The sequence below is a fragment of the uncultured Methanobrevibacter sp. genome (genome assembly GCF_902769175.1).
GTDB lineage: Archaea > Methanobacteriota > Methanobacteria > Methanobacteriales > Methanobacteriaceae > Methanobrevibacter.
The window spans coordinates 23,395-35,893 of record NZ_CACXNW010000004.1; the positions used below are offsets into that span (position 1 = coordinate 23,395).

At 29.9% G+C, this 12,499-nt stretch carries 11 protein-coding genes; 3 read left to right on the forward strand and 8 right to left on the reverse strand.

Annotated elements, in window-relative coordinates:
• Positions 1-241: 241 nt before the first annotated feature.
• A complete protein-coding gene (locus QZV12_RS02055; RefSeq protein ID WP_295616437.1) occupies positions 242-970 on the reverse strand; it encodes an NAD-dependent protein deacylase in 729 nt (242 codons plus the stop codon).
• 619 nt (positions 971-1,589) lie between these two features.
• Here QZV12_RS02055 and QZV12_RS02060 point away from each other — a divergent pair.
• Positions 1,590-1,934, forward strand: a complete 345-nt coding sequence (locus QZV12_RS02060; protein ID WP_295616440.1) for a Gar1/Naf1 family protein — start codon at positions 1,590-1,592, stop codon at positions 1,932-1,934.
• Positions 1,935-2,206: 272 nt separating this feature from the next.
• Positions 2,207-3,211, forward strand: coding sequence for a transcription initiation factor IIB (locus QZV12_RS02065; RefSeq protein ID WP_394350715.1), 1,005 nt, complete (start codon positions 2,207-2,209; stop codon positions 3,209-3,211).
• A 789-nt stretch (positions 3,212-4,000) separates the two neighbouring features.
• Here the strand turns inward: QZV12_RS02065 and QZV12_RS02070 are convergent.
• Positions 4,001-6,097, reverse strand: a complete 2,097-nt coding sequence (locus tag QZV12_RS02070) for an MJ1255/VC2487 family glycosyltransferase (RefSeq protein ID WP_295616443.1) — start codon at positions 6,095-6,097, stop codon at positions 4,001-4,003.
• 200 nt (positions 6,098-6,297) lie between these two features.
• Entirely contained in the window at positions 6,298-7,446 is a 1,149-nt protein-coding gene (locus tag QZV12_RS02075; RefSeq protein ID WP_295616447.1) for a hypothetical protein, read from the reverse strand.
• Between the two features lie 211 nt (positions 7,447-7,657).
• On the opposite strand from QZV12_RS02075, the gene QZV12_RS02080 reads away from it, so the two are divergent.
• Entirely contained in the window at positions 7,658-8,491 is an 834-nt protein-coding gene (locus QZV12_RS02080; RefSeq protein WP_366925523.1) for a sulfite exporter TauE/SafE family protein, read from the forward strand.
• A 268-nt stretch (positions 8,492-8,759) separates the two neighbouring features.
• Here the strand turns inward: QZV12_RS02080 and QZV12_RS02085 are convergent, their stop codons facing one another.
• The 5 genes from QZV12_RS02085 to pyrH all read right to left on the reverse strand — a co-directional run bounded on the left by QZV12_RS02085 (position 8,760) and on the right by pyrH (position 12,388).
• A complete protein-coding gene (locus QZV12_RS02085) occupies positions 8,760-9,683 on the reverse strand; it encodes a hypothetical protein (protein WP_295616453.1) in 924 nt (307 codons plus the stop codon).
• Positions 9,684-9,895: 212 nt separating this feature from the next.
• A complete protein-coding gene (locus QZV12_RS02090) occupies positions 9,896-10,222 on the reverse strand; it encodes a YbjQ family protein (protein ID WP_295616456.1) in 327 nt (108 codons plus the stop codon).
• Between the two features lie 167 nt (positions 10,223-10,389).
• Entirely contained in the window at positions 10,390-10,578 is a 189-nt protein-coding gene (locus QZV12_RS02095; protein ID WP_394350714.1) for a DUF2116 family Zn-ribbon domain-containing protein, read from the reverse strand.
• Between the two features lie 238 nt (positions 10,579-10,816).
• Positions 10,817-11,611: a TatD family hydrolase gene (locus QZV12_RS02100; RefSeq protein WP_295616460.1), complete on the reverse strand. Its 795-nt coding sequence runs from the start codon at positions 11,609-11,611 to the stop codon at positions 10,817-10,819.
• 99 nt (positions 11,612-11,710) lie between these two features.
• A complete protein-coding gene (gene pyrH, locus QZV12_RS02105; RefSeq protein WP_295616462.1) occupies positions 11,711-12,388 on the reverse strand; it encodes a UMP kinase in 678 nt (225 codons plus the stop codon).
• Positions 12,389-12,499: the final 111 nt, after the last annotated feature.

The window sequence follows — 12,499 nt, forward strand, 5'->3', positions numbered from 1 at the left end:
AATTTTACTTATTTTAATAATTTTGATTATTTTGATTTTTTTCTATTTTAATTATTTACTTATTTTACATTTTTTTTTATTTTTTTATTTTTCATTATTATATTAAATTATATTATTCTATTTATTATTTATTTTCAATATTTTATAATTTCAATATTCTATTTAATTTAATTTTCATTATTTCAATTTTAGCCTGTTTTATTCAATTCCAATATTTTATTCAATTTCAATATTTTTTAATTTATTTTATTTCTATTTGGTCTAATGTTTCTCCAATTGCCTCATTAATGACTAAGCTGGCTAATCCATCATATGGTGTTTCGCTTTTATTGATTAGAACAAGTTTTGAACCGTTGAAGTAATTTATCAATCCTGCAGCAGGATATACCACAAGTGAAGTTCCTCCAATTATTAAAGTGTCTGCATCAGAGATGTAATGGATAGCAGAATTCATTACAAAGTTGTCTAAAGGCTCTTCATAAAGCACAACATCTGGCTTGATGATTCCTCCACATTCACATTTTGGAATTCCATCACTTTCTAAGATATGGTCTAAACCATATTCCCTATTGCAGATTTGGCAATAGTTTCTGTGAATGCTTCCGTGAAGTTCAAAAACCTTTTTGCTTCCTGCCTTTTGATGCAATCCATCAATGTTTTGGGTGATTACTGCCTTTAGCTTTCCTGCCTTTTCAAGTTCTGCTAATTTTATATGGGCCGGATTAGGTTCTGCATCCTTGAAGACAAGGTTTTCCTTGTAGTAATTGTAGAATTCTTCAGTATGGTCTATATAGTAGCTATGTGAAACTAATTGTTCAGGGCTTGCACCATACTTTTTTAGGCTGTTAAATATTCCGCTTTCAGATCTAAAGTCAGGTATTCCACTTTCTGTTGAGACACCTGCTCCTCCAAAAAATACAATATTGTTTGAATTGTCTATTATTTCTTGCAATTGGCTGATTTTAGTCATATTCTTATTTTTATCAATGGTTCATATTAATTTTTTCTTCTCTTTAGATTCTTTTCATTCTTAATGTTTTCATATTATTTTTTTTCTTTAAGCATTTCCGTTGCTTAGGGTTTTCATATTATTTTTTCTTCTTTTGAGCATTTCCGTTGCTTAGGGTTTTCATATTATTTTTTCTTCTTTTGAGCATTTCCGTTGTTGAATATTTTCATATAATTCTTGATAAATTTATTAAATTGCAACAAGCTTTATATATGATGGAGTACAATTATGATTAAACTAATCACTGTATAATTTTTTTAAAGGATATTTTTTTATTCTTATCCATATTTCGAATTGATTGCAAATCTAATAATTTTTTGTTTATTTCTATTAGTAACGAATAAAATTAATCAAATTTAAGAAATTAGGGCATTAGACAGTTCGTTAGTTTTTTAACTATTCTTAATCAATTGTTTTATGGATTAAGGATTAAACTTATGGTATTTATAAGTATTATTATTAGGATTATTTAGAAATCCTTTTTAATAAGAAATTTTTATATATAAAGGCATCGAAACATTTAAATACTATCGTAGCTTAATATTAAGATGTACTAAGTTTATTTTTAAGATGATTTTTTATGAAATTTTTAGGTAACATTTCACACCTTGCTAATTCTGGAAAGCTTATTGTTAAAACCACCAAGACTCCTCCAGCAGGAGCTTTTGTTTTTACAAATGACAAACAGAAGATAGGTAAGGTATACTCTATTTTTGGGCCAGTGAAAAATCCATATGTTTCCGTAAATATTTTTAGGTCTGTAAATAGGAGGGATCTTGAAAGTAGACAAGGTGAAAAGCTTTTTGTTTCTACTAAAAGTGAAATGGAAAAACTCAGTAAAAAAGGTAAAAAGGGTTCAAAGAGGAACTCAAAGTCTAGACGGAATTCCAAAAGATCTAATTCAAAAAGAAGAAGAAACAATTAGGTTGATTTAAAAACTTTTAATAATTTTAATAACTTTTAAAAACTTATTTCTCTATTGTTTTTTTAAGGGAATCTATAATAATTTTCTCTATTTTTTATTAGGGAAGTCTTTAAAAACTTATTTCTCTATTGTTTTTTTAAGGGAATCTATAATAATTTTCTCTATTTTTTATTAGGGAAGTCTTTAAAAACTTATTTCTCTATTTGTTTTTTAGGGAAATTCATAAATCTTATTTCTCATCATTAGAGAATAAAAACTTTTTAAATTACTTAATAGGAGAGATTAACACGAAAGAAGGATTAAGTGTTGAGGTTCGTGAAAGTTCTAAAAGAACTTCAAGAAGAAGAAAAAAAGAAACCTCTGAACAAGAAAAACAAACTGTATGTCCTCAATGCGGATCCACTGATTTAATTGGTGACTATGAAAGAGCAGAAGTTGTTTGTGCTAACTGTGGTTTAGTTATTGATGATAATCTTGTAGATATGGGTCCTGAATGGAGAGCATTTGACCATGAACAAAGAGACAAACGTACAAGAGTAGGTGCTCCTATTACTTACACTATTCACGATAAAGGTTTAAGTACAATGATTGATTGGAGGAATAAAGATATCTATGGTAGAGATATTCCTGCAAGAAACAGAGCTCAATGGTACCGTTTAAGAAAATGGCAAAGAAAAATCAGGATTTCTGGTGCTACTGAACGTAACTTGGCTTTTGCTTTAAGTGAATTAGACAGAGACTCTTCAAGATTAGGTCTTCCAAGAAGCGTAAGAGAATCTGCTTCTGTTGTTTACAGAAGTGCTGTAGAAAACAAGCTTATCCGTGGAAGAAGTATTGAAGGTGTTGTAGCTGCTTCATTATATGCAGCTTGTAGAAGATGTAAAGTTCCACGTACTTTAGATGAAATTGCTGAAGTTTCCAGAGTAAGCAAAAAGGAAGTTGGAAGAACTTACAGATTCTTGACAAGAGAATTGAACATTAAGTTGCCTCCTACTTCTCCAGTAGACTATGTTCCTAGATTTGCAAGTGAACTTGGATTATCTGGTGAAGTACAATCCAGATCCATTGAAATCATTGAAAAAGCAATGGAAAAAGGATTAACTTCAGGTAGAGGTCCTACTGGTGTAGCTGCTGCTGCATTATACATTGCATCTGTTTTATTAGGTGAAAGAAAAACTCAAAGAGATGTTGCAGATGTTGCAGGTGTAACTGAAGTAACCATCCGTAACAGATACAAGGAACTTACCGAACAATTAGAAATGGGTGTCACACTTTAGACACCAAATTTTTTCTTTTTTTATTTTTACTTTTTTTAATATTTTTTAGTCTTATCAATTTTATTCACATTCTAATTTTTTAGGTTTTCATCTATTGTTTGATTAGTATGAAACTATTATTTTTTTTTTTAATCTATTTTCAAATTTTTGTATTTTGTTTGATTGATTGGGAACTATTTTATTTTTGATTTAATTTTCATGTTTTTGTATTTTGTTTGATTGATTGGGAACTATTTTATTTTTGATTTAATTTTCATGTTTTTGTATTTTGTTTGATTAATAAAAAACGATTTTATTTTTTTAAAATTATTTCCTTTTTTTAATATAAAAAATTGTGTTCACGTAAAATCGTGTAATTTCGTGAAATGATAAAAAAAATAGTTTTAAATGATTAAATTTTAAAAATAAACATTTTAACAAATATTCTTGTCGTGAAAAAAATGATGGTCAAAGGCATGGCTATTATAATTTGATAGTCAAGTTTAGCACAAATGAATAAAAAAATTTTGTATATTGGTGATGCTTTTTTGTTAATTCTTGAAGATTTTGAATAAAAAAATTTTGTATATTGGTGATGGTTTTTTGTTAATTCTTGAAGATTTTGAATAAAAAAATTTTGTAAATTATCTATAATTTTATAGCCAGGATTAGAAAAGATTTGAATAAAAAATTTTGTAAATTTTCTATAATTTTATAGCTTAGACTTGAATAAATTTGAAAAAAAATTTTGTAAATTATCTATAATTTCATAAATTATATTAAAAAAATTTGAATAAAAAAATAATGAAATCAGTAATCAAGTCTTGAATACTTTTCAATGCTTAAGTCAAGATCCTTTAGGATTTCAGTATTGTCCCATGGTTCAACCTTATTCAAGTTTTCTTGGTACTTGTCAAGATTTGCTAAAATGCTTTCAATCTCTTCAACATTCAATTCATCATGAGATTCTCCGAAACCAAATTTTTCTACATAGAATCCATTTAATATCTGTTCAAAGTTCTTATGTGCAGGAGTGCAGTAAATAGGCTTCTTAAGATAAATTGCCTCTGAAATCATGGTAAATCCTCCATTTACTATGATTGCTTTAGCAGTTCTCATATCCTCAAAGATTTGCTCCTCATTAAATGACCTGTATGTTAAGTTCCCATCAACTTCATCCTTATTGAATCCATATACAATAAACTCATGATCCAGTTTCTTAAGCTCTTCCATAAGGTTTATGCTTGATTCTGCAGTTTGATAAACCAAAACATGCTCTCCCTCTTCCGGCTTTAGCTTTAGAATCTCTTCCCTTAAAACAGGAGGGTACTGTGCAGTCATATTAGGGTGCTTTAACGGTGGATGGAAAAAGTTGGTAATGATATGCCTTTTAGGTCTTAGGATATATGATTTGGTTACAGCTATTGCCATAAGCATGTCTATTCTATGTTTTGGAGGATAATCATATTCACATTGTGTAATCATATGTATATTGTCTAAGCTGATTAATGGAATGTTCATTAGCTTGCTTAGAATACTGGAATAGTTTTCAAAGTCAGAAATTATTATATTTGGCTTTATTTTCTTGTATTGCTTATATAAAACATTGTATCCATCTTTTAAGTTTGTAGGATTTGCTTTCATTGCTTTGAAGAATGTTTTCTTGGTTCTTACAACATTATTTTCATAGACAGTATTGAATCCTCCAATTTCGAATACATTATCAAACTTCTTTGCAAGGAACTCATATGCCCTTTCGCTTGAGAAGATATAAACATCATATTTTTTAGTCAAATGCTCTAATATTACGCTGCTTCTGATTGCATGTCCCATTCCTTCTCCACATACTGAATAGAATATTCTTTTTCTTCCTGTTTCTGCAATTGCATCATCTAAGCTTATCAGGGCATTATCCCCTTCTCCACTTGATAAGAGAGGTGTGTCTGAATGTACAGCCGCTTCCAAGTGTTCTGCGCTTTCGGAATTGACTCCTATTAAAGTGGTCTCATTTTCATTAACCTTAACTTCAAGCAATTCGTTTTCTTCAGGTTCACGATCTTTGAATTTATTGATTCTGTCCTTTATTTTTCTATTTCTTGATTTTTCAGCTATCTTTTCCATTTCCACACTGTCAAGTGCTTCTATTGGGTTATGTTCAAATTCATAGTCTTCTATGTTTTCAATTGATTTAATAGGACTTTCTGTAGAATCATGTCCAAATCCATAGCCTAACTCTTCAGCAGTGGTTCTTTTTCCTCTAAAGTCATTTACAGTACTTTTTCCGTATTGCTTAAGCAAAGTGTAAAGGCCTTCCTCTTCAAGCCTTCTTGTGGAAACACCAATTTTTGCATTTCTAAGCACTTTAAACTCGCTTATTTCTGCCATACGTTCGATATAATCAGTGTCTTCACCAAAGCTCAAGTTTTCATCAAATCCATTTATCTCTTCATGCAGCTCTCTTCTGGATATGATTCCATAACATCCTGCACCATGTGGCTTGATGTTTTCAACAGCTATCATAAACCAGTTTGCAAGGTCATGAAGGTAAATGTCTCTTTTCTTTTGGGACAATGGAGTCATTTGGGTGATTGCAATTCCATATTCCCCTTCTTCAAACTCTTCTATAACATTTCTCAGATAATGTTCTGTAAGCTCTAAGTCAGAGTCTAAAAACAGCAATATCTCTCCTTGAGCAACTTCTGCACCTCGATTTCTTCCAGGTCCTGGAAGCCCTCCTTCAACTACAATGCATCCATATTCCTTAGCAATCTCTCTTGTATTATCATTTGACTGTGCATCTGCAACAATAACTTCATAATCAGTGAAATCCTGGGTCTTAATACTTTCAAGAAGTTTAGGAAGGTATTCCTCTTCATTATATGTTGGTATGATAATGCTGATTTTCATTGTATCCTCTCTTGATTGCATTGTATTTTAATCGAATTTGATTTAATTTAAACTTATTAAAGATTTGTTTGCTGTTTTTGGATTGATTTTGTTTAATAAACTTATTAAAACATTTGTTTGCTTATTTTTTGTTTATTGATATATAAAATTATTAAAATATTAAAATTATATTTGGTTAACTCTATTTAAACATTTATTGTTTAAAAGTATGAATATATGTTCCAGCTAAGAGAATACCAATCGCATTTTCCATCTAAACTAATGGCCAAGTTATTTAACAATTCCATTTCATTATATTGATTTGAAATGTAGATTGTTGTTTTATTTCCATCCTCTGTTAAATTTAATGTATCGTATTGATCTAATGCATCAATGTCATGTGCATTGCATATATTAAGTTCATAGGAATCTGGACTTGCACCATAAAATGCTATTGAAAACCTTAAGACAATAATCAATATCAAAGCTATATGCGGAATCAAATTCTTCAAAAATTTAAGGCCTGTTTTTTTGTTTTGGCCGATTTTAAGAGAAAATAGTGATTTAAAGTCTTTCCAGTCATCATTTAATTTGCCTTTTATATGTGGCCTTTTTTCCTTATCAGTTATCAAATCTGAAATTGCATCCAGCTGGCTGCCATTAAACATTAATATTAGTAAGACATATATTCCTCCAATCGCAGGAGTGCCGAAGAATCCACCATCTATAACTCCAATGATTCCAATAGTGATTGCAAATGACAGCAATATTCTTGGAAAGGCCTTGCGTCTTTGCAGGGAAAGAATCATGACAATGTAGGTGATTGGAATTAAAATGAACAGTAGATTTATTATGCTTGGAGTATAGGCACTTAATGAGCTTCCAGTGTGTATTCCTGTTGGAATATGGCTTAGAAACATTCCTATGATTGTTCCAAATATTGCCTTATACAAATGGGAATGCAATATGCTTGTGCTTGTAAGACTTGGATTCATGATTACAAGTATTGTATTCCATCCTATTCCAAGTGAATTTCTTAAATACAATTCCACTATCAATCCCGCTGTTGCAGTAAATAAAACTAAGATTAGAGATAACTTTAAATAGAAATTCTTATCTTTAAGGAATTCTGGAATTGACAATCCTTTGAAATAATTGGATACTCTTTCATTATCTCCAATTGTGGATAATATGATTGTTATTCCAAGGAGAACAAAAAACAGAATGTCCTTTCCCTTAGAGGAGCCCATTAGAATCGGTTGGGTAAATGGTCTTATGAATTGGTCTATGCCGCTTAGGAAGTATAGTGATCCTCCTAAAATGATTAATAGTATTCCAAAGGGAATATATTTGTTTAATTTTCGATTCATAAGACTTTCTCCCATTAAAAATAAATGTTTAAGGATATTTTTTAATTTTTTTATAAAATATCTATTTATTAGTTAATTATTTATATTTCATTTTAAATATAAGTTTTTAGAAACTATTAATATAAATCATTGCTCTATTTATTAATTCATAGTTCAATTAGTTTTATTAGATTTATTTAATTAATTTATTTTTTAAGAATTATTACGTGAGATTATGTATTCAATTGGCTTTTATATCGGTTTAGTCTTGATAGGAATCTTTGCGGGGCTTGCTTCAGGTTTGCTTGGTGTAGGTGGAGGATTCCTAATGGTTCCTTTGCAGTTCTTCTTATTAACATCAGAAGGCATTGATCCTTCACTTGCCATGATGGTGTCATTAGGAACCAGTTTGGCAATAATCATTCCAACAGCTTCTTCTGGTGCATATCAGCATCAGAAAAAGAATAAGGATATTGTCAAGCCAGGAATTAAGCTTGCTGTTTTTGGTATTGTAGGTGGATTTTGTGGTGGTCTCATTGCTAATATGGTTCCATCAAGAATCTTGCAAATCATATTTGCCTGTCTTTTGCTTTTTGTAGCTTTGAATATGCTATTTGGTTCAAGAAGCGATGGAGAAAAGGCATTGATCAATTTCAATTTAGTCAATGCAGGAATTGTAGGATTTTTAATAGGAATTGTCTCCGGATTGCTTGGTGTAGGTGGAGGAGTTTTCCTGATTCCATCCCTTTGCATATTGTTTGGATTTACCTTGATTGAAGCTATTGGAACATCTTCTGTATTCATTGCCTTTACAGCTATTGGAGGACTTATCTCTTATATTTACACTGGTTTTGGAGTTAATCCAATGCCTTACTCATTAGGATATGTTAGTTTGGTGAATTTTGTAGTTATTGTTCTCTTTTCAGTACCTATGGCAACTGTTGGTGCAAAATTAGCTTATAAATTGCCTGAAAAAAGATTAAAACAAATATTTGCCATCATATTAATTTATATGGCAATTAAGATGATTGGATTTGATCCAATCAGCATCCTATTAGGTTTATAAAAAAAATAAGATAGACAAAAAACATTATTCTTTTTCTAAAAATAATGTTTTTTTTTTTTTAATTGTAAAAATAGTTATTTATAGATGGTTTTGGCTTTTTTTTTTTAATTGTAAAAATAGTTATTTATAGATGGTTTTAGCTTTTTTTTAATTTAAAAAGAGTTAATTATAAATTAGTTTTGGCTTTTTTACAATTGTAAAAATAAAGCTAATAAAATAAGTTTTGGAGTTTTGAAATAGAGTTAATAAAAAATCATTTTTTATTAACTTAAATTCCATCTTCTTCAAAAACGACTCCAGTTCCTTTAAGGAATACTTGGTTTACATTATCTCCTTTTTTAGGTCCAACAGTATCAAAGATTATTTCTAAATTCATTATGCCGTTGCATCCATCAGCCTTTAGTTCCTTAATTAATTTTAGTATTGCCTTATCTTGAGCTAGTTTAACTCCAATTAGCACATTTTCTTCCAGCTGATCTTCAAGACCTTCTTTTATTTCTTCTGTTCTGTTGGAGGAAAAGATATGTCTTGATATATAGATTCCTTTCTGTTCTTTAATTTTCAATCCTTCTGGAGGGTATTCTAAAGTTAATAGGCGAACTCCCAAGTCGTTCATATTAAGTTCCATATCATAAAAATCATATCTGTGGTTGATTTGCCTTTCTCCATAAATTTGCTTTTGCTGATAAGCCTTTTTTACTTTTGACTCTTTTTTAAAGATTCTCTCATATAATCCAGTAAAGAATTTTGTTATTTTCTTGAATACTCCTGAAAGGTGTGATACGATACCTAAACCCATTGCTATTAGGAAATAATTCATTGCGGTAGGAAATGCCGCTTGGATGATTATGACTATGCTTCCTGCGGTAATCACATTAAATCCTAAAGTTGGATTTGCTATAATAAAACCATATATTACTGTAATTATGAAAAGAATAAATGCGCTTACTGCTCCTGTACTTTCATGAAGGTACCTTTTTGCAACAAAGCTTTCTGCATATCCTGCAAAAAGAGGAGACAAGACTAGACCAAAATTCCATCCGAAAATAGCAAAATTAGTGTATAGGCATAAAACATAGGTTGCTATACCTACGATTGTTCCAAATGCAATACATGCTATTTCAATAAGGAATTTTTTTCGCCCTTCCTTGTTTTTTAAGTTATTTAACTTATTTTTAATTTCGCTTGTCATTTATTCACTCTTTGGTTTTATTTTTTAAAAAAAGTTTTATTAAGACTGATTTCTTTTAAGTTGGATTGTTTTCATTCATTAATTTATTGTTTTTCTAAGTTAGATGGTTTTTATAAGCGTTTTTTTGTTTTTCTTAGTTAGATGGTTTTTATAAGCGTTTATTTTTTGTGCTTTTTTAAAGTTAGATAGTTTTAATAAGCATTTATCAATGTTTAGTCTTTGTAAGTTACAGCAGTTCCATAAACGCTAACTAAAATGGTATTTCCCATTGTACCTCCAAGGTTATTGTAGGAAATCTTCAATCCTATGATTCCATTGGCGCCATACTCTTTTGCTTTAGCTTCGATGGCTTCAATAGCTTCATTTCTTGCACCATCAAGGTCTTCTTCATAAGTGGAAGTTCTGCCTGCAACAACATCTCTAACTCCAGAAAATAAATCCTTATAAATATTGGATCCGATTAATGATTCTCCATGAACCAATCCATGATATTTTATTATAGTTTTGTTATCTAAAGTACTTGTTGAGGATAATAACATTTTATCACTTAAAAATAGTTTTTTTTTTTAAAAATTAATTAGCTATTAAAATAATTCTTAAAATTAATTCATAAATTAATTTATGAACTTAATTCATAAAAATAATTTATAAACTTAATTTTTAAAAAATTAATAACTTTTGAGTTCTTTTTGATGAAAAATTCCATTTATTTGAAGTACATGAAATATGTCCATACTAAAATGAATATTACAATTACTCCAAACAGCATTATTCTGCTTTTTCTAATGTTTTTTTGTTGTTGGGTTAATACTTTTTCACAATCTGAGGAGCATACCCTTTCCTTCATTGGTATTGGGGTTCCACATACTGGACAATGTTTGTGTGGTTCTACCATAATTCTTCACCTTCCTTTTTTTAATTTTTCTATAATCTTGATTTATTTTAAAAAATTTTTTGAATTAAGTAAATTTAAATATCTAAATATTTGATTAAATCCAATTATTTAAATTTTTATACACATTATTTTATTCATTTAATATTATTTAAAAATTTTCTAATTGATGATTTTTTTTTAAATTTCAAAATAATTTTTTTCATAATAATTATTTATTCATAATAATTATTTTTCATCATTATATATTGAAGAATTTTCTTGTTGTTTCACTTACCTTTTCTCCAAGCTCTTCCCTATCCATGCCTTTGTATTCAGCTATTGTATTTAGGATATGTGGAAGATATTCAGGCTTGTTCTTATTTGATTTAGGCTTTTTAGGGAAATTTCTTGGAATCAGGAATGGAGCATCAGTTTCTATCATCATCTTTTCAGGAGGTATGACTGTAACTGCTTCCTGCAATGATTGGCCTCTTCTCTCATCGCAGATCCAACCGGTCACTCCAATGTAGCAGCCTAATTCAAGGTATTTTTCAGCTTCCTCTTTGGTTCCTGTAAAGCAATGGACACAAGCCTTTTCACACATATTAGGATATTTTTCCAATATTTTGACTAAATCATCATGAGCTTCCCTTTCATGGAGGAACAATGGCATATCCAATTCATCTGCAAGCTTTACTTGCTCTTCAAACCATTTTCTTTGAACATCCTGTGGAGAATAGTTTCTGTTATAGTCAAGACCGCATTCTCCAATTGCCACTACACAGTCTTCCTTTGCAAATCTCTTTAGTGTTTCAATGGTTTCATCATCACAGCTTTTAGCATCATGGGGATGAACACCTGCAGTTGAGAATAAGACTCCTTTGAATTTGTCCTGCTTTGCATATTCCAATGCAGTTTCACTTGACCTTATATTTGTTCCAGTAATAACAAACTGGCTTACTCCAACTGCATTTGCATTGCTTATTATCTCATCTCTGTTTTTGTCAAAGGACTTATGCATTAAGTTTAATCCTATATCAATTAATCCAGTCATTTAAATCACTTAAAATAAGAAATAATTTTTAAAAAATCTTTAATTTAAAATTTTACAATAATTTTAAAAATAAAAAAAGAGTGTTATAAAATAAATTGTTTATTCAGATATAACTCGTGTTCCAATCTTTTCGCCTTTAATTGCTTTAATGAGGTTTTGAGGTTCATTACCATTAGCTATTACAGTTTCCAAGTTGGAACGCTTAATCATTTGAATTGCAGTCATGTCAATGAATTCATAGGTTCCTGCCTTAACCTCATTGCCGCTGATGATATTCATCATGTCAGAAGCGGTTATCTCTTCAATCAATTCAGCATCATCATATTTTTTAGGATCTTTGGTGTATAATCCATCTACAGCGGTTAAGTTGACAAGCATGTCCGCTTGAACATATTCTGCTAAGATTGCAGATACTGCATCTGTACTGTGTGCAGGTTCAGTTCCACCCATAACAACTATTTTTCCAGTTGCAGAGTATTCCAATGCTTCTTGGAAGTTATGAGGAACTTTTTGATAAGCAGAATCACCAAGTGCAAGCAATAGGAGCTTTGCATTGACTCTTGTAACTTCTATTCCAATATCATCACATTTAGCCTCTCCTGCACCAAGGTCTCTTACAACTCCAATATACTCTCTTGCAGGTTTTCCTCCACCTACAACAACAAATATTTCATGCTCTTCACTTTGTTCCTTCAAGAGCCTTGCATATTCCTTAAATCTTTCAGCGTTGTAATCCTGTAATAGTATTGATCCTCCAATAGCCGCTACAATTCTCATAAATTCACCTTTTTAAATCTTTATATAGTTAGTTTTCAAATTACTTTTTATAATTATTTTCATAATTATTTTCATAATTTTTCATAGTTATTTTTCTTTTTAATTAGCTTA